The organism is Paroceanicella profunda (assembly GCF_005887635.2).
In the GTDB taxonomy this organism is placed as follows: Bacteria; Pseudomonadota; Alphaproteobacteria; order Rhodobacterales; family Rhodobacteraceae; genus Paroceanicella; species Paroceanicella profunda.
The window spans coordinates 2,582,008-2,599,583 of sequence record NZ_CP040818.1; the positions used below are offsets into that span (position 1 = coordinate 2,582,008).

14 protein-coding genes are annotated in these 17,576 nt (G+C 68.4%); 8 read left to right on the forward strand and 6 right to left on the reverse strand.

Annotated elements, in window-relative coordinates; genetic code table 11:
* From FDP22_RS11550 to uvrB, 5 genes are all read right to left on the reverse strand, one after another.
* Entirely contained in the window at nt 1-2,271 is a 2,271-nt protein-coding gene (locus FDP22_RS11550) for a cellulose biosynthesis cyclic di-GMP-binding regulatory protein BcsB (protein ID WP_138573099.1), read from the reverse strand.
* Complete coding sequence (bcsA, locus tag FDP22_RS11555; protein WP_138573101.1) at nt 2,268-4,673, reverse strand: UDP-forming cellulose synthase catalytic subunit; 2,406 nt, start codon at nt 4,671-4,673, stop codon at nt 2,268-2,270. Before bcsA ends, FDP22_RS11550 begins: the two co-directional genes overlap by 4 nt.
* Nucleotides 4,674-4,801: 128 nt before the next feature.
* A complete protein-coding gene (bcsN, locus tag FDP22_RS11560) occupies nt 4,802-5,482 on the reverse strand; it encodes a cellulose biosynthesis protein BcsN (protein ID WP_138573103.1) in 681 nt (226 codons plus the stop codon).
* Between the two features lie 739 nt (nt 5,483-6,221).
* On the reverse strand, nt 6,222-6,944 hold the full coding sequence (locus FDP22_RS11565; protein ID WP_138573105.1) for a hypothetical protein: 723 nt from the start codon (nt 6,942-6,944) through the stop codon (nt 6,222-6,224).
* A 103-nt stretch (nt 6,945-7,047) separates the two neighbouring features.
* Nucleotides 7,048-9,222: an excinuclease ABC subunit UvrB gene (gene uvrB, locus FDP22_RS11570; RefSeq protein ID WP_138573107.1), complete on the reverse strand. Its 2,175-nt coding sequence runs from the start codon at nt 9,220-9,222 to the stop codon at nt 7,048-7,050.
* Nucleotides 9,223-9,625: 403 nt separating this feature from the next.
* On the opposite strand from uvrB, the gene FDP22_RS11575 reads away from it, so the two are divergent.
* Together FDP22_RS11575 and FDP22_RS11580 are read left to right on the forward strand one after the other, a co-directional pair.
* Nucleotides 9,626-9,937 carry an ETC complex I subunit gene (locus FDP22_RS11575; protein WP_138573109.1) on the forward strand — a complete coding sequence of 104 codons (312 nt, stop codon included), beginning with the start codon at nt 9,626-9,628 and terminating at the stop codon, nt 9,935-9,937.
* Between the two features lie 151 nt (nt 9,938-10,088).
* The gene (locus tag FDP22_RS11580; RefSeq protein WP_138573111.1) at nt 10,089-10,625 is read left to right on the forward strand and encodes a dihydrofolate reductase family protein; all 537 of its coding nucleotides are present in this window, start codon (nt 10,089-10,091) and stop codon (nt 10,623-10,625) included.
* A gap of 405 nt (nt 10,626-11,030) precedes the next feature.
* Here the strand turns inward: FDP22_RS11580 and serS are convergent, their stop codons facing one another.
* Nucleotides 11,031-12,323: a serine--tRNA ligase gene (gene serS, locus FDP22_RS11585; RefSeq protein ID WP_138573113.1), complete on the reverse strand. Its 1,293-nt coding sequence runs from the start codon at nt 12,321-12,323 to the stop codon at nt 11,031-11,033.
* Between the two features lie 256 nt (nt 12,324-12,579).
* Between serS and yajC the strand changes: the two genes are divergently transcribed.
* The 6 genes from yajC to FDP22_RS11615 all read left to right on the forward strand — a co-directional run bounded on the left by yajC (nt 12,580) and on the right by FDP22_RS11615 (nt 17,402).
* The gene (gene yajC, locus FDP22_RS11590; protein ID WP_138573115.1) at nt 12,580-12,867 is read left to right on the forward strand and encodes a preprotein translocase subunit YajC; all 288 of its coding nucleotides are present in this window, start codon (nt 12,580-12,582) and stop codon (nt 12,865-12,867) included.
* Nucleotides 12,868-12,919: 52 nt separating this feature from the next.
* A complete protein-coding gene (secD, locus tag FDP22_RS11595; RefSeq protein WP_138573117.1) occupies nt 12,920-14,551 on the forward strand; it encodes a protein translocase subunit SecD in 1,632 nt (543 codons plus the stop codon).
* Between the two features lie 9 nt (nt 14,552-14,560).
* Nucleotides 14,561-15,529 carry a protein translocase subunit SecF gene (gene secF / locus FDP22_RS11600; RefSeq protein ID WP_138573119.1) on the forward strand — a complete coding sequence of 323 codons (969 nt, stop codon included), beginning with the start codon at nt 14,561-14,563 and terminating at the stop codon, nt 15,527-15,529.
* A gap of 12 nt (nt 15,530-15,541) precedes the next feature.
* Nucleotides 15,542-16,288 (forward strand): sulfite exporter TauE/SafE family protein, encoded by a 747-nt coding sequence (locus tag FDP22_RS11605; RefSeq protein ID WP_138573121.1) that lies wholly within the window; start codon nt 15,542-15,544, stop codon nt 16,286-16,288.
* 57 nt (nt 16,289-16,345) lie between these two features.
* Entirely contained in the window at nt 16,346-16,699 is a 354-nt protein-coding gene (locus tag FDP22_RS11610; RefSeq protein ID WP_138573123.1) for an Mth938-like domain-containing protein, read from the forward strand.
* A gap of 97 nt (nt 16,700-16,796) precedes the next feature.
* Nucleotides 16,797-17,402 (forward strand): superoxide dismutase, encoded by a 606-nt coding sequence (locus FDP22_RS11615; RefSeq protein ID WP_138573125.1) that lies wholly within the window; start codon nt 16,797-16,799, stop codon nt 17,400-17,402.
* The last annotated feature ends 174 nt before the right edge of the window (nt 17,403-17,576 follow it).

A 17,576-nucleotide genomic window follows, 5' to 3' on the forward strand; every position in this document is an offset into this window, starting at 1 on the left:
CTACCTTCTCCGGCGGGTGGTGACAAAGCGATAGGCCACGAGGGCCGACACAGATGCCAGTATGAGGGACAAAAGTATGAAGTATCCCGGAAAGCGTGACGCATAATTGCCAGCCACCGCGAGCATCCCGCCGAATGTCGGTTCCCCCGTGAAGTAGATTCGCGGCCCCTCGGACCAGGCGTGCCAGCGGCCGTCCTGGGTGAGCACCGCGACGCGGCCGGCAGGACGGTTTTCCAGCCCGGTGGCCGAGAGATAGCCGGTGAATTCCGCGGCGCGGTTCTCTTCCTCCGCCACGGCGTAGATCCTGGGCGCGTCCGGCGTGCCCATCTCCACCAGCACGCCGAGCGGGCGGTAGGAGAGCAGCCATTCCTGCAGCGGGATCTCCGGTTCCCCGACCAGCGCGCCGAGCTTGCGCTTGAACAGCTCCCAGCGCGCGTCCAGCCCTTCCTCGCTCAGCAGCGCGGGCAGGACGGAGCCGAAGTCCCGCTGCGCCGTCACCGCCCTGTCGCGCGAGAAGGCATGCGCGACCATCTCGCGCGGCACGATCCCGTCATCCCAGTCCAACCCGGAGAGCTGATCGGGGGTGACGATGGCGAGCGTGGCGTCCGGCGCGCCCTGGCCCGCGTCCGGCGCCGTGTCGCCGGCTTTCGCGTGCAGCAGGTCGAGGCCGGTGTGGGCGCTGGAGGCGACCAGCGCCATCACCGCGGCGAGATCGGTGCCCGAACCCTCCTCCAGCGTCAGCCGGGCATGGCCCGCGGCGCCGGGGGTGAAATAGCTCTCCAGCGCCGGGAACACGCGGAATTCCGGCGCCTGCGGCACCAGGATCGACGAGGTGGAGGCGATGTGCGCGAAGGCCTCGGTGATCGGGGCGCAGGTGCGGTTCCTCGGGTCTCCGGGAATGAAGAACTCGAAGGTGAGCGCGTTCGAGGCGCCGTGCAGGTAGCGCGCCGGGAAGCGGATGCGCACCGAATCGTCCAGCGCCTGCGGGTCGTCCAGCGGCAGGTAGCGCACCGGGGCGCCGTTCACCCGCACCAGCAGGCGCGATTCGGCCGGCAGGAAGGCCGAGGCGCTGTAGTCCAGCGACAGGCTCACCGGCTCGTCCGTCTCCAGCATCCAGCCGGAGGGCACGCGCAGCGGCAGGGTGACGGTGTAGAAATGCTGGCGCGCGAGGATCTCGCCGAAGCCGAGGTCGGCGAAACTGGTGTTCACGCCGGGGGTGATGATCGTCGGCTCGGGCAGCGGTTCTCCGCCGGCGAGATTGCGCGGCAGCAGGCCGGTGAGGTCCGGCATCGCGCCGTCCTTGCCGATGGCCAGCACCAGAACCGTGGCGCCATCGCCGGCGCGGCGGATGCTGACGCCCGGCTCATCGCCCTGCAGCAGGGTGATGCGCGCCCGGCCGCCGTCGGGCAGGTCCATCGGCCAGTCGGTGCGGAACTGGAAGCGCGGGGCGCCGGCGGGGCTGCCGGAGCCGATGATGTTCGCCAGCTTGAGCATGAGCGGGCGCAGCGACTGCGGCTCGGTGCCATAGGTCTGGATCACCAGGGGCCGGCCGGCCTGGGTGTCCAGCGAGGCGTCGGTGAGGAACTCGGTGAAGCCGGGCTCGCCGGGCTGCGGCGTGAAGATCACGCCGCTGGAGCTGAGGTCGAAGCTGGTCCAGAGCGAGAAGCTCGCCTCCGGCCCGCAGTAGATGCGGTGGGTCTGCGTGAGGTCCACGCTCACGGTGTTGCGCCCGGGCACGAGCACGCCCGGGGGCACGGGCAGCACGTCGGTGCCGGTGTTGGAGAAGTTGTCGAGCACGACGCTTCCCACCGGGGTGCCGTTCACCGAGATCGCGGCGCCAGAGCGCTCCGGCAGGAGGTCGACGGTGCTGAGGGTGGAGAGGCGCAGCGAGGCCTCCGCCGGCACCTCCGGCAGCAGCATGGAGAAATCGGCGTGCGCCAGTTCCCCGTCCATCCGGTAGAGGCGTTGCAGGCCGGGGCCGGTGCCGCGCGCGGTGAGCGGCGCCAGCCCTTCCAGCGTGGCCGGCACGGGGGCGCGCCCGCGCCGCTGGCTCATCTGGTCGGTGAGGCTGCGGTCGGAGATGTCGCCCGGCTCGATCACCAGTTCGGGTGCGGAGGTGCCGTCCGGGTCAGCCGGCCCGGGGGTTCGGGGCGTGTTGAGCTGCGGCGCGGGCAGGGGGATGAGGTCCTGCGCCGCCACGGGCGCGCCTGCCGCGAGCGGGGAGAGGCAGACAAGCGTCGCGGCGAGGTTGCGGAAAACGGGCGACTTCACTGCGTGGCTCCTGATTTTGTCGGGCTCGCGCCATGCGGGAGATCCGCCTCGGGGGGCAGGTCGTGGGGGTTGATCATCGTGCCGACCGGGCGGGGCGAATCCGCGAAGCTGGGCTGAAGCTCCACGCCGAAGCGGAACGGGTGCGCCTGCTCGATGACGGCGCGGATCTCGCCGGTATTGTCCGGCTTCGGGGTGAGGATGTCGCGCACGATGGAGATCACGCTGGCCGGGATGGTCCGGATCGCGAGCCACAGGTAGTAGAGGATGCCCATCAGCAGGCCGGGGCCGTCGCGGGTCTGCAGGCGCTTGGCCTGCCAGAGCAGGCTGTCGCGGAACATGATGCTGGCCACGGAGAAGCGGGCGCTGCGGGCCTGGGTTGCCGCGTAGCTCAGCCCGACGATGAGGGCGTGCGGGCTGCGCGTGACGGAGGCGACATGGCACAGGATGGGGGCGTTCGGCGCGCCCTCGTCCTTCAGCAGCGGCCGCACCGTCACCTTCTGGCCCGGGCGCAGGGCGGTGAGCAGGGCGCTGCCGGCACCCTTCGTGGGGCCGCCCAGCGGCACCTCGATGCGGGTGCCGCCCATGGAGACGTCAAGCAGCGTGGCGGCGTATTCCAGCCCGTCGTCGGTGAAGAGCGTGGCCGCCTCGCGCACGGAGACGCGCGGCCGGGCCCGGCGCTGCGGCTTCTCGCAGACGGCGCCGAGCGCGGTGCCCACCACGATGAAGTTGAACACCGCCCAGCTGGCCACGATGGTGACCGCGTCGCGGTCGCCCGGGAACAGGGCGTAGCGCACCGCGCCGGCCACGATCCCCGCGGTCATCAGCAGGAACAGCAGGATCAGCGGCCGGGCGATGGGCGAGATTGATTCCTTGTCGAGCGTCTCGTCCTTGGCCGTCACGTTGAAGGAGGGCGAGCGCGGGCGCCAGAAGGTCGAGAGCACGGAGCGCGCGAGGTACGGGGTCTGCGCGGTCTCGTAAAGCTCGGAGATCAGCGGCCAGCGGTAGCGCCGGAACAGCGTGTTCTGCACCATCAGGCTGACCACGAGGTAGGAGAGCACGTAGACGGAGAACTGCTCCACATTGGCCGAGAAGATCTCGAGCCCGAAGAACAGGTAGGCCAGCGGCGCGCACAGGAACACCATGCGCACCAGCGGGAACAGCCAGAAGCCGATCATGTTGAGATAGCACAGGCGCTGGTAGATGGTCAGCCCGCGCTTGAAGATCGGGTTCTTGAGCAGGAAGATCTGCATCATGCCCGAGGCCCAGCGGGAGCGCTGGCCGATGAAGCTGGAGAAGGTCTCCGGCTGCAGGCCCGCGATCACCGCGTGGTTCACGTACATCGAGTGCCAGCCGCGGGCGTGGATGTCGAGCGCGGTCTCGGCGTCCTCGGTGATGCTTTCGCCGGCGAAGCCCCCGGCCTCGTCCAGCGCCTGGCGGCGCAGGATGGCAGCGGAGCCGCAGAACAGCGTGGAGCCCCAGTTGTCGATTCCCGGCTGGATTATGCCGTAGAACATCTCGTTCTCCGGCGGGCAGCGGTCCGACAGGCCGAGGTTGCGCTCGATCGGATCCTTGTTGATGAAGAAATGCGGGGTCTGGACCAGGAAGAGCTTCGGGTCGGCGATGAAATGGCCCACGGTCCGCTCCAGGAAATCCTGCGTCGGCACATGGTCGGCATCGAAGACGACGACCAGCTCGCCGTCCAGATTCTCCAGTGCGGAGGACATGTTGCCGGCCTTCGCGCCCACGTTGCGCTCCCGCGTGGCGTAGATGACGCCCAGCTCGCGGCACATGTCCTGCAACTCGGCGCGGCGGCGGCGCGAGGCGGCGGCGAGGTCCGGGTCGGCATGGTTGCAGCGCTGGTCGGTGCCGCCGTCGTCGCACAGGATGATCTTCAGCCGGTCGCGCGGGTAGCGCATCATCGAGGCGGCGGCCAGCGTGACGGAGAGCATGTCCGCCGGTTCGTTGTAGCTCGGCACCAGCACGTCGACCGTGGGCAGTTCCTCCGCGTAGTCGATCACCGGGGGCAGCGGGCGGTCCGCGGGCTGCGCGGTCACGAAGGCGGAGAGGAAGAACACGCAGATTGCCTGCATTTCCGCGACCAGCAGCACGAAGGCGGCGATCTGCGAGGGAATGTCGGCGTCGAAGGGCAGGGTGTAGGAGATGCGCCAGAACAGGTAGCGCAGCACGATGAACCCCGCCACGGACAGCAGGATGAACCGCACCACCGGCAGGTTCGCCGCCGGCTTGAGCAGGGCCACCACGAGCACCGCGCAAATCGCGACAACGGCCTGCGCCGGGGTGGAGAGCGGCACGGAGGCGAGGAAGACCACCGCCGCCAGGATCGTGATCCCGACGACGCCCCAGAGAGCGTGTTCCACGCTGCGTGTTGTGTCTTTAAGCATCCGTTTCGCCTTTCGGGCTCAGAACTCGCGGCAGTACAATACACTCCGGCCGTGAAAGCCTGCGGCACGGAAGGGAAAATCGGCTCCGGGCACCGGGGGTGGCCACACTCCGGGTCATGGCTGGCGGATCATTGGGTGGGCGCCGCGAAGGGCGACAGGTTGGGCAGGGAGGCGGGCACGGTGCCCTGCGGGCCGCGGGCCATCGTTCCCGCGGTCATCGCGGTGGTGAAGGGGATCATCGCCTGCGCCACCGGCCCGGTCACGCAGTTGCGCATCTGGAAGTCGACGTAGCTGTCGGTGGTCTGGATCCACAGCCGGTCGGAATCGAGCCGGCGCAGCACGTAGACGCAATTCATGCCAGGCTTCGGATTGGCCGTGGCGAAGGTGTAGGGGCCGAGCGCGTCCTGCCCGGTGAACATCTGGCCGGGGCTCAGATCCTCGAAGGGCGCGGGGGTGGCGCCGCCGATGTCCGACAGCAGGGTGTCATACTGCGCGGGCCGGCCCCAGGGCAGGTTGTTGCCGGTGCCGGCGCGCATCTGGATGAAGTTCTCGCCCTTGGAGGCGGTGTCGTTGGCCAGCGTGATCCGCTGGGTCGAATGGCCGTCGACGGAGCGCTGCAGCACGATGAGCGCCGAGGGCGCGGGCACCCAGGCGGCGGTCTTCGGCACGCGCTGCCACATCCCCTTGTTGACGATTTCCTCCAGGGAGCGGGGCTCCATGGTGCAGCCCGCGAGGGCGGTGAACAGGGCGAGGCCGGCCGCGAGCGTGCGCGGCAGCCGAAAACCGGTCGCTTTCTTATGAGACGTCAAAGGACTGCTCTTTCCTCAGTTCCGGGACGGACGGGGCGCGCCCTGTTCTTGTTTCGGTAGGCTTCGGACAGGGCAGCGACCCGTGGGTCGCGCCTGCAAGGGGATAGGGGACCCCCGCCGCATTAAGAAACGGTGCCATGACAGCGGAGCGAAGGGCAGGGGAGCGGCCGCGCCTCAGGTGCGGCAGGGCCGGGCGCGCGACCCTCGCCCGTTCCGGGCGGTAGCCGGCTGCGGTGGTGAGCGGCGAGGGGCTGCCTGCCGGCGGACATCCTGGTGTCATGCCTCCCCCGGGGCACCTGGGCCGGAACGGCCCGCTCTTGTGCCGGGCTGCCCTCGCCGATCTCTCCGGCTGGAGCCCGTTCTTGAAAAATGATCTTCGGATGGCCCTGTACATGACTGAAATCATTACCCTGATGACCGACGCGGAAATCATTTCCCGGCCAATTATATAAAAAGAAACGTAGTCCCTGCCCATAAAATTTGCGGGCTGCGGGCAATTCCTGCGGTGGTGTGACAATCGGGCGGAATGCCCAGTGGCTCAGACTATGCTGCAATAATATGGCAGCAACCAGGCGGATTCGACCATTTTCCTGCGGGATTGGCCATTTTTTGCAAATCGCATGCGTCTGGAGCGAGTGCGAAATTCGCAACACTCGCCCAGGTTGTGATCAGCCGCTCCGGCCCCTCGGAACCTCGCGATCGCCGCGCCGCGGAGCGCGGGGCGGCGAAGTGATTCGCCTCAGAACTCCAGCCAGCTCGACAGTTTCACGCCGAGGTCCGTGTCGCCGTACAGGCCGATGTTCACGCCCAGGACGATCCGGCTCGACTCGCTCAGCCGGTAGGCGGCGGAGGGTTCGATCTTGATGTAGGTGCCGCTGTCGGTGATGCGGGTGTTCTGCAACTGGGCGAACAGCGCCCAGTTCTCCGTCGGCCGCAGGCCGATGGTGGCATCGAGCTTCAGGATGAGCGTGTCTTCGGGCGGGGTGAATTCCACCGAGCTCTCCAGCCCCATCCAGCCGCCGCCCCATCCGGTCTCGAAGCCGCGCCCCCAGGAGGCGCCGGGCCGCAGGCGGGCCGACGTGCCGCTGTCCTCGTCGTGGCGCATGCCAAGGCCGAATTCGAGGGCGAAGACATCCCGCGCGCCCTGCCACACCGTGCGGCGGGCGAAGGCGATGCCGGTGGTCTCGCCGAAGTCTCCCGGCGCATCGGCGAGGTCGAAGCCCAGCGTCCAGTCCGCCGTGAGGCCGTATTCGCCGTAAAGCTCCACCCGGTTGCCGAATTCCGTGCGCGGCAGGGGGAATTCGCGCGCCGGCGTGCTGAGCAGGGTGCTGAGCGACAGGAAGGCTGCACCCTCGCCCCGCGGCCAGGCCCCGGCGCGGGCGCCAGCGGCCCAGAAGGGCCCGGCCGCGAGCAGTGCTGCGCAGCCGAGGCGGAGGATGGCGATGGTGGCGGGCCGCAACATGATGTCTTCCCCTGGTTCGGGAAAGACTTCATCGCATCATGGTTAACAAAGCGTTGCGCGGACCGCCCCTGTCGCCGGGTGTGGCGGGCAGGGGCTCCGGGCCTCAGAACGCCTTCTTCTTCGATTGCCCGCGATAGGCCCTCGTGCCGCCCTTGCCCGCGGTGGACCGGCCGGTGCGCGGGCTCGAGGCGGCCTCCACCGCGGCCTGTCGGGCGAGGGGGTCGTCCGCCACCGCCAGTTCGACGGCCTCCAGGCGCTTGACCTCGTCGCGCAGCCGGGCGGCCTCCTCGAACTCCAGGTTCTCCGCCGCCTTCATCATCTCCTTGCGCAGCGCGTCGAGATGCGCCTGCAGGTTGCCGCCCACCAGCGCCTTCGCCCCGGTCTTCGCGGTGATGCGCGACTGGTCGGTGTCCCCGGCCCAGACCCCGTCGAGAATGTCCTCCACGTTCTTGCGGATGGTCTCGGGGGTGATGCCGTGTGCGAGGTTGTAGGCTTCCTGCTTCTCCCGGCGGCGGTTGGTCTCGCCGATCGCGCGCTCCATGGAGCCGGTCATCTTGTCGGCATACATGATCACCCGGCCCTCGGAATTGCGCGCCGCGCGGCCGATGGTCTGAACCAGCGAGGTCTCCGAGCGCAGGAAGCCTTCCTTGTCCGCATCGAGGATCGCCACCAGCGCGCATTCGGGAATGTCGAGCCCCTCGCGCAGCAGGTTGATGCCGATCAGCACGTCGAAGGCGCCCAGCCGCAAGTCGCGCAGGATCTCGATGCGCTCGATCGTGTCGATGTCCGAATGCATGTAGCGCACGCGGATGCCCTGCTCGTGCAGGTATTCGGTGAGATCCTCCGCCATGCGCTTGGTGAGCGTGGTCACCAGGGCCCGGTTGCCCTGGGCGGCCACCTTGCGCACCTCGTCGAGCAGGTCGTCCACCTGCATGGAGACGGGGCGGATCTCCACCGGCGGGTCGATGAGCCCGGTGGGGCGGATCACCTGCTCGGCGAACACGCCGCCGGTCTGCTCCATCTCCCACTTGCCCGGCGTGGCCGACACGAAGACCGACTGCGGGCGCATCGCGTCCCATTCCTCGAATTTCAGCGGGCGGTTGTCCATGCAGGAGGGCAGGCGGAACCCGTGTTCGGCCAGCGTGAACTTGCGCCGGTAGTCGCCCTTGAACATGCCGCCGATCTGCGGAACCGAGACATGGCTCTCATCGGCAAACACGATCGCATTGTCGGGGATGTATTCGAACAGGGTCGGGGGCGGCTCGCCCGGGGCGCGGCCGGTGAGGTAGCGCGAGTAGTTCTCGATGCCGTTGCACACGCCGGTGGCCTCCAGCATCTCGATGTCGAAATTGGTGCGCTGCTCCAGCCGCTGGGCCTCCAGCAGCTTGCCCTCGGAGACGAACTGGTCCAGCCGGCGGCGCAGCTCCTCCTTGATGGACCTGATCGCCTGGTTGATCGTGGGCCGCGGGGTCACGTAATGCGAGTTGGCGTAGATGCGGGTGCGCTCCAGCTTCGCGGTGCGCTCGCCGGTGAGGGGGTCGAATTCCTGGATGTCCTCCAGTTCCTCCCCGAAGAAGGAGAAGCGCCAGGCGCGGTCCTCAAGGTGGGCGGGCCACAGTTCCACCGAATCGCCCCGCACCCGGAACGAGCCGCGCTGGAAGGCCTGATCGTTGCGCTTGTACTGCTGGGTGACGAGGTCTCCGAGGAATTCGCGCTGGTCATAGGTGTTGCCGGCGATCAGCTCCTGGGTCATCGCGCCATAGGTTTCCGGCGAGCCGATGCCGTAGATGCAGGAGACGGAGGCCACGATGATCACGTCGTCGCGCTCCAGCAGCGCGCGGGTGGCCGAGTGGCGCATCCGGTCGATCTGCTCGTTGATCTGGCTTTCCTTCTCGATGAACGTATCGGTGCGGGCCACATAGGCTTCTGGCTGGTAGTAGTCGTAGTAGGAGACGAAATACTCCACGGCGTTGTACGGGAAGAAATTCTTGAACTCTCCGTAGAGCTGCGCCGCGAGGGTCTTGTTCGGTGCCAGGATGATTGCCGGGCGCTGGGTGGCTTCGATGATCTTGGCCATGGTGAAGGTCTTGCCGGTGCCGGTGGCGCCGAGCAGAACCTGGTCGCGTTCCCCCGACTGCACGCCGGCGACCAGCTCGGCGATCGCGGTCGGCTGGTCCCCCGCCGGCTGGAAGGGTGATTCCATCACGATCCGCTTGCCACCCTCGGTCTTGTGGCGTTGCGGATCCTGCGGAACGGTGGTCAGGGCGTCGATGAGCATGGTTTGTTAACTCCTCCACCCCATTCTGACGCTGACCGGGCGAGTTTCAACTCGATTCACCGGTCATTTCCCATGAAACCTGAGGTTGAACGTGACGCATAAAATTCAATTTCTTGGGAAGTTTTCTCTTGCCACGCCGGAAGCCCGCAGTGTATCAAGATGATGCAAGCAGCAAGAGACGGTCACCGGTCGGTCGCAGCACCACCCACCCCACCCCTCGCTCCCTCGCGGTCGACTGGTGATCCCTCGCTTGATCTGCCTTGCATTCCCCCAAAAACAGATCCTGCCCCGCGCCGGGGCCTTTCCACGCCGGGGCCTGCAAGGGGTCCTTCGCAGCCGCGGTATTGCGTCGGCCCGGCGATTGGGAGATAACCTCACCAGGAACACTAGGAGAGATTGCCGCATGCTCGCTCGCATTTTCAAGCCTGCCCGCAACGCCATGCAGTCCGGCATGGCCAAGACCCGCAGCTGGGTTCTGGAATTCGCGCCGGAGGACCCGAAGCGGGTCGATCCGCTGATGGGCTGGCAGGGTTCGGGCGACATGCGCTCGCAGGTGCGGATGACCTTCGAAAGCCGCGAAGCCGCCATCGACTATGCCGAGCGCAAGGGCATTCCCTTCCAGGTGGAGGACCCCAAGCCGCGCAAGCCCAACGTGCGCCCGCGGGGCTATGGCGAGAACTTCGCCCATAACCGCCGCGGCGCCTGGACCCACTGAGCGTCCGGCAGGCGCCTCGCGTGGCTGAGAATTCCGCAAGCCCGGTCCCGCGACCGGGCTTTTTCGTGGCGCCCGGCCGGGCCACCGCGCGTTCCGCTTGCCGGCGGGGCAGCGGCGACGGGCCGCGGGGCAGGCAACGGGGGAGGGGGCGATGATCTCCGGACATGTCTTCATCGGCGTGAGCGTTGACGGGTATATCGCCCGGCCGGACGGCGGCATCGACTGGCTGGCCGCGGTGGAGCGCGAGGACGAGGATTACGGCTATGCCCGCTTCGGCGCCGGCATGGACGGCGTTGTGATGGGCCGCAGCACCTTCGAGACCGTGCTCGGTTTCGGCGCCTGGCCCTACGAGCGGCCGGTGGTGGTGCTGTCGCACAGCCTCGTCGACCTGCCGGTGCCCGAGGGGCTGGAGGGGCGGCTGAGCTTCAGCGACGCCACGCCGGCCGCCCTGTTCGACACGCTCTCGGCCCGGGGCTGGCGGCGCGTGTGGGTGGACGGCGGACGGGTGGTCCAGTCCTTCCTGCGCGCCGGGCTGATCTCGGAAATGACGCTGTCGCGCATCCCGGTGCTGATCGGCGCGGGCATCCCGCTGTTCGGCCCGCTGTCGGGAGACCTGCGCCTGGAACACCAGGAAACCCGCGCCTTTCCCTCCGGACTCGTGCAGTCACGCTACCGCTGCTCAGTCTGAGACCGCGGGGCCCTGCGCCACCCGGACAGACGCGGGGAGAGCCGTGACATGAAGCGCCACAGCCTGCCCGTGCCGTCGCGCCCGGAAAGTCTCCCCCAAGGGCGCAGCCCGCCGTCCAGAGATGTGCTCGTAAAGGCACACCCTAGCGCACCCCGCCGTCCGGCGGTGTGTCCGGAAAGGCAACTCCCGGGCAGACCCCGCCGCGCTGCGGGCACGTCCGGAAAGCCGCCCCGGGCGGAGCGCCGGCTTGGCTGGCCGCTGCGTCCCGGAGGCCAGGGCGTGGCCCGCCGGAGCGGGCCGCGCCACGTGGGGTATGACCACCCCCGGGGGGAGCTCCGGCTTGGCTGGCCGCTGCGTCCCGCAGGCCGGGGCGTGGCCCATAGCAGAGGCCCGCGCGACGCGGGGTCAGGCCAGCGTGCCGTCCGGCAGGATCCGGGTGTGGCCGCGCATGTAGGGCACCAGCACCTCGGGCAGGGTGACGGAGCCGTCGGCCTCCTGGTAATTCTCCAGCACCGCGATCAGGCAGCGGCCCACGGCCAGGCCCGAGCCGTTGAGCGTGTGCACGAACTCCGGCTTCTCGCCATCGGCGGGGCGGAAGCGGGCGTTCATCCGCCGGGCCTGGAAATCGCCGCAGACCGAGCAGGAGGAGATTTCGCGGTAGGTGTTCTGCCCCGGCAGCCAGGCCTCGATGTCATGGGTGCGGCGGGCGCCGAAGCCCATGTCGCCGGCGCAGAGCACCACGGTGCGGTAGGGGATGCCCAGCTTCACCAGGATGTCCTCGGCGCAGGCGGTCATCCGGTCCAGCTCGGCGCGGCTGTCTTCCGGGCGGGTGACGGAAACCATCTCCACCTTCTCGAACTGGTGCTGGCGCAGCATGCCGGCGGTGTCGCGGCCGGCGGAACCCGCCTCGGAGCGGAAGCACTGGGTGTGCGCGGTCATCCGCTTCGGCAGCGCCTCGGGCGGCAGGGTCTGCCCGGCCACGGTGTTGGTGAGCGTCACCTCCGAGGTGGGGATCAGCCACCAGCCGTTGGTGGTCTCGTAGCTGTCCTCGGCGAACTTCGGCAGCTGGCCGGTGCCGTACATCGCCTCGGGCTTCACCAGGATCGGGGTCCAGGTCTCCGTCAGGCCGTTTTCCTCGACATGGGTATCCAGCATGAACTGGGCCAGCGCCCGGTGCAGCCGGACCATCGCGCCGGTGAGCACCACGAAGCGGCTGCCGGAGAGGCGCGCCGCGGTCTCGAAGTCCAGCCCCGGCAGGGCGGCCGGAATCTCGTAATGCTCCTTCGGGGTGAAGGCGAAATCCCGCGGGACGCCCCAGCGGCGCATCTCCACGTTGCCGGACTCGTCCAGCCCGTCGGGAATGTCCTCGAAGGGCAGGTTGGGCAGGCCCATGAGCGCGTCGGTCAGCGCCTCGTCGCAGGCGCGCACCTCGGCCTCCAGACGGGCGATCTCGTCCTTCTTCTGCGCGACCAGGCCGCGCAGGCGCTCGAACTCCGCATCGTCGCCGCGGCCCTTGGCGGCGCCCACCAGCCTGGAGGCCGCGTTGCGCTCGGCCAGCGCGGCGTCCTGCGCGGTCACCGTCTCGCGGCGGCGCGCGTCGAGCGCCAGGATCCCGGCGGACACCGAGGACAGTCCGCGACGGCTGAGAGCGGCGTCGAAGGCCGCGGGGTTTTCGCGGATCTGGCGGATGTCATGCATGGCTTTTGCCTCGGTCAGGGTTCGGTAACGGCGGGGTTATGCAATATTCCGTGGCGGGGGGAAACTGTCTCCTTGGCCGCGACGTTCCATCATTCGGTGCCTTGCGCCCTTCCCAGCCTGATCGCGAGTGCCTATCTGCCGGTGCACCGGCTTGCCAAGCCCGGTGCGCACGGCTAGTGTCCGCGCGATTTTCCGGGCCTCGTGGGGGCCCGGCACACAAGGGCCGGCAGGACCGGCGCAACAAGGGAAATGGTGGATGCAGGGCATCGAGGGTCTTATCCCGTTCGTACTGATTTTCGCGATCATGTATTTTCTCATGATCCGGCCGCAGCAGAAGAAGGCCAAGCAGCACAGGGCCATGCTGGATGCTCTGCGTCGCGGTGACCAGGTCATCACCCAGGGCGGCATCGTCGGCAAGGTGGTGAAGGTCAAGGAAGACGGCGAGGTGGAGCTCGAGATCGCCGATGGCGTGAAGATCCGCGTCATCCGCGCCACCATCGCCCAGGTCACTTCCAAGACCGAGCCTGCCACCACCGAAAGCTGATCAGCCGGGGCGGCCCGCTCCGGCGGCTCCCCGCCTCGCGGAAAGACGAAAAATGCTGCATTTTGGCCCTTTCAAATCGGCGCTGATCTGGCTTGTCGTGCTGGTCGGCGTCGTGTTCGCCCTGCCGAACTTCTTCTATGCAAGGGTGGAAAGGGCCAATGACGCCCGCGCGCTCGTCGAGGCCGGCGCCACGCTGACCCCGGAGCAGCAGGCCGATCTCGCGGCTTGGCCGGCCTGGGCGCCCTCCAACCTGGTGAACCTCGGCCTGGACCTGCGCGGCGGCGTGCACCTGCTCGTCGAAGTGCGGGTGGCGGATGTCTACAACACGCTCATCGAGGGCTACTGGCCGGAGGTGCGCGACCAGTTGCGCGGCCTCTCCGGCGTGAACTCGGTGCGCCGCCAGCAGGCCGAGCCGGGCGTGCTGAAAGTGCACATCGACAATGCCGATGCCGTGGGCAGCGCCATCTCCGCCATTCGCTCCATCTCCGGGGCGAACGCGCTCTCGGTGGAGGACAGCGGCGGCGGGCTCATCACCATCCAGCTCACCGAGGCGGAGAAGACCGCCGCGAACAGCCGCACCATGGCCCAGTCGCTGGAGATCATCCGCCGCCGCGTGGACGAATCCGGCACCCGGGAGCCGAGCATCCAGCGCCAGGGCGATGACCGTATCGTCATCGAGGTGCCGGGCATCGGCTCGGCGGAGGAGCTGCTCGACATCATCGGCAAGACCGCCGCGCTGTCCTTCCACCCCGTCATCCGCACCGCGCAGGCCGGCGAGCAGGTGGGCTTCGACGAGTTGCTGCTCCCCGACCAGGAGAGCGGCCAGTACTTCGTGGTCGAGCGCGCGCCGGTGGTGACGGGGGACAACCTCGTCGACAGCCAGCCGAGCTTCGACCAGAACGGCCTGCCGGACGTGAGCTTCCGCTTCGACGCCGTGGGCGCGCGCAAGTTCGGCGACTACACGCGCGACAACATCGGCAAGCTCTTCGCCATCGTGCTGGATGACCGGATCATCTCCGCCCCGCGCATCCAGAGCGCGATCACCGGCGGCTCGGGTGTCATCACCGGCTCCTTCACCGTGCAGGAGGCGACCAACCTCTCCATCCTGCTGCGCGCCGGCGCGCTGCCCGCGGGCATCAACGTGCTCGAACAGCGCATCGTCGGCCCCGAACTGGGGCAGGACAGCATCGACGCCGGCACCGTGGCCAGCATCGTGGCCTTCATCGCGGTGATGGGCTTCATGTGGCTCACCTACGGGCTTTACGGCGTCTTCGCCAACGTGGCGCTGCTGGCCAACGTGGCGATCATGTTCGCGGTGCTCAGCACCATCGGGGCCACGCTCACGCTGCCGGGCATCGCCGGCATCGTGCTCACCATCGGCATGGCGGTGGATGCCAACGTGCTGATCTTCGAGCGCATCCGCGAGGAACTGGCCAGCGCGAAGGGCGTCGCCCGGGCGGTGGAGCAGGGCTTCTCGCGGGCCTTCTCGGCGATTCTGGACGCGAACATCACCACGCTCATCGCGGTCGTCATCCTGTTCTGGGTGGGCTCGGGGCCGGTGCGCGGCTTCGCCGTCACGCTCGGCATCGGTGTCGTGACCTCGGTCTTCACGGCGATCTACGTCACCCGGCTGCTCATGGCGTTCTACATCCGCCGCGCGCGGCCGAAGACGATCAACATCTGAGGGGCGATCATGGCACTGAAACTCATCCCGCACGCCACGAAGTTCGACTTCCTGGGCCTGCGCAAGATCGCCATCGGCTTCACCGGGCTCAGCACGCTGGCCTCCATCGTGCTGCTGCTCGTGGTCGGGCTCAACTTCGGCATCGACTTCCGCGGCGGCACGATGATCCAGACGGCCACGCCGCAGGATGTCGCCGTGGCGCAGTATCGCGACGCGCTGGCCGATGCCGGGGTGGGCGAGGTGACCATCTCGCGCATCACCGACACCGGCGCCTCCGCCGACCCGCGCCACCAGGTGATGCTGCGCATCGTCGAGCAGGGCGACGACGCGGACGTGCAGCAAAGCGCCATCGCCACGGTGCAGCAGAAGCTCAAAGCCGCGATCCCGGACGTGGAGTTCGTCTCGGTCGCCAGCGTGGGCGGCAAGGTCTCCGGCGAGCTGATCCAGGCCGGCGTGCTGGCCGTGGTGCTCTCCGTCGTGGCCGTGGTGATCTACATCTGGCTGCGCTTCGAGTGGCAGTTCGCCGTCGCCGCGGTCATCAGCCTCGTGCATGACGTGTTCCTCACGCTCGGGCTGTTCTCGCTGCTGCAGCTGGAATTCTCGCTCTCCATCATCGCGGCGCTGCTCACCATCGTGGGCTATTCGCTCAACGACACGGTGATCGTCTTCGACCGCGTGCGCGAGAACCTGCGCAAGTACAAGAAGATGGACCTCGGCGAGATCATCAACCTCTCCACCAACGAGACGCTGTCGCGCACGCTGATGACCTCGGGCACCACGCTCATCGCGCTGCTCTCGCTCTATTTCCTCGGCGGGCCGGTGATCTCGGGCTTCACCTTCGCGATGATCTGGGGCGTGCTGATCGGTACCTACTCGTCCATCTACGTCGCGGGCGTGGTGGTGTTCTGGCTGGGGGTGGACCGTTCGGACAAGCCGAACTCCAAGGCCGGCACCCAGTTCGCCAACATCGACGCCTGAGGGCTCCCGGGCGTGGCCGGGCTCTGGGCTGACCTCGCCACGCCGCAGACCGCCTGGCTGGCGCTCTTCGCGGTGCTGGCCGGGGTGGTGCGCGGCTTCTCGGGCTTCGGCGCGGCGCTGGTGTTCATGCCGCTCGGCGCGCTGATCGCCGAACCGCGGGACCTGCGCGTCGCCTTCCTGGTGATGAACCTCTTCGGGCCGCTGCCGCTGATGCCCGACGCCCTCCGGCGGGCGGACCGGCGCGAGGTGCTGCGCCTGTCGCTCGGCGCCGTGGTCGGGGTGCCGCTGGGCATCTGGCTGCTGATGAGCGTGGATCCGGCCGGTTTCCGCCTCCTGGTGGCGCTGATCTGCCTCGCCGCCCTGGCCGCCTTCCTCAGCGGCTGGCGCTACCGGCGCACGCCCGGCCCGGCGGTGAAGCTCGCCACCGGGTTCCTCGCCGGCATCGGCGGCGGGTTCGCCGGTGTCGCCGGGCCGCCGGTGGTGCTGTTCTACCTCGGCGGGCAGCGCGGCGCGGTGGAGATCCGCTCGGCGCTTTTCGTGTTCTTCTACGCCTCCACCCTGCTGGGCGCGGGGGTGATCGCGGCCAGCGGCCTGCTCACCGTGCAATCCGTGGCGCTCGGCCTCGTCCTCACCGTGCCGCACACGCTGGCCAACATGGCCGGCGGCCGGCTGTTCGGTTTGGCGGGCGAGCGCGACTTCCGCTATGCTGCCTATGCCATCATGGGGGTTGCCGCCCTGCTGGCGCTTCCCATCTACTGAAGGGGCGCGCGTGACCGCCGCGCCTCCAGACTGATCGTCCCGAGAAGGAGCCCCGCCATGCAGCTCAACGAGATCCGTTTCGACGGCCAGCGGCCGGTCGACGGCTATGGCCCGGGTTTCTTCCGCATCGGCGGACAGGTGATGACCGGTGCCGTGCTGCTGCTGCCCGACAGGTCGCTGCCCTGGGGCGGGCCGGGAGACGTGGCGCCGATCGCCGCCGCGCTGGAGGACATCGACGTGGTGCTGTTCGGCATGGGCCCGGAGATCGACAACATTCCCGCCGCCACCCGCACCTGCCTCGACGAGGCGGGCATCGGCGTGGAGATCATGTCGACACCCTCCGCCTGCCGGACCTACAACGTGCTCTTGGCCGAGGGCCGGCGCGTGGGGTTGGCGCTGCTTCCGGTTTGACAACCGGAGCATTTGAAACAGCTTCGTCGTTAACCTTATATACCCAGACCGGAGGGAGGCATCCGCTTCCCGCCGCATGACAGAGAGGACATTCAAGATGGCTTTCGAACTTCCCGATCTCCCCTATGCCCACGACGCCCTTGCCGCTCAGGGCATGTCGAAGGAGACGCTGGAGTATCACCACGACCTGCACCACAACGCCTACGTGACCACCGGCAACAAGCTGCTGGAAGGCTCCGGTCATGAGGGCAAGAGCCTGGAGGAAATCGTGAAGGCGACCTACCAGGACGGGGCCCTTGTCCAGTCCGGCCTGTTCAACAACGCCTCCCAGCACTGGAACCACACCCAGTTCTGGACCATGATGAGCCCGGGCACCACCGCGATGCCGACCGAGCTGGAGAAGGCCCTCACCGAGGCCTTCGGTTCCGTCGACAAGTTCAAGGAGGCGTTCTCCGCCGCCGGCGCCGGCCAGTTCGGCTCGGGCTGGGCCTGGCTGGTGAAGGACACCGACGGGTCCCTGAAGGTCACCAAGACCGAGAACGGCGTGAACCCGCTCTGCTTCGGCCAGACCGCCCTGCTGGGCTGCGACGTGTGGGAGCATTCCTACTACATCGACTTCCGCAACAAGCGCCCGGCCTACCTCACCAACTTCCTCGACAACCTGGTGAACTGGGAAAACGTGGCCGAGCGCCTGACGGCCTGAACCCGCGTCCGACCCTGACAGCCAGCGGCGCCCCCCGGGGCGCCGACGGCCCCCCGAGCGGCGCCCCCAGCGGGCGCCGTCTTGCGTTGCGCGGCAGGATGGCCCGGGGCGCTCCCGGCTGAAGCCCTGCCGCCAGCGGTCACGCCGGGCCAAGCGGCCCGCCCGGGCCGCGAC

Coding starts and splice junctions, on each gene's coding strand:
- FDP22_RS11565 (WP_138573105.1), bottom strand. CDS start 6,944: ATGTTGCGGCCCGCCACCATCGCCATCCTCCGCCTCGGCTGCGCAGCA.
- uvrB (WP_138573107.1), bottom strand. CDS start 9,222: ATGCTCATCGACGCCCTGACCACCGTTCCGCAGGATCCGCAACGCCAC.
- secF (WP_138573119.1), top strand. CDS start 14,561: ATGGCACTGAAACTCATCCCGCACGCCACGAAGTTCGACTTCCTGGGC.
- FDP22_RS11615 (WP_138573125.1), top strand. CDS start 16,797: ATGGCTTTCGAACTTCCCGATCTCCCCTATGCCCACGACGCCCTTGCC.
- FDP22_RS11610 (WP_138573123.1), top strand. CDS start 16,346: ATGCAGCTCAACGAGATCCGTTTCGACGGCCAGCGGCCGGTCGACGGC.
- FDP22_RS11580 (WP_138573111.1), top strand. CDS start 10,089: ATGATCTCCGGACATGTCTTCATCGGCGTGAGCGTTGACGGGTATATC.
- secD (WP_138573117.1), top strand. CDS start 12,920: ATGCTGCATTTTGGCCCTTTCAAATCGGCGCTGATCTGGCTTGTCGTG.
- serS (WP_138573113.1), bottom strand. CDS start 12,323: ATGCATGACATCCGCCAGATCCGCGAAAACCCCGCGGCCTTCGACGCC.
- yajC (WP_138573115.1), top strand. CDS start 12,580: ATGCAGGGCATCGAGGGTCTTATCCCGTTCGTACTGATTTTCGCGATC.
- FDP22_RS11575 (WP_138573109.1), top strand. CDS start 9,626: ATGCTCGCTCGCATTTTCAAGCCTGCCCGCAACGCCATGCAGTCCGGC.
- bcsA (WP_138573101.1), bottom strand. CDS start 4,673: ATGCTTAAAGACACAACACGCAGCGTGGAACACGCTCTCTGGGGCGTC.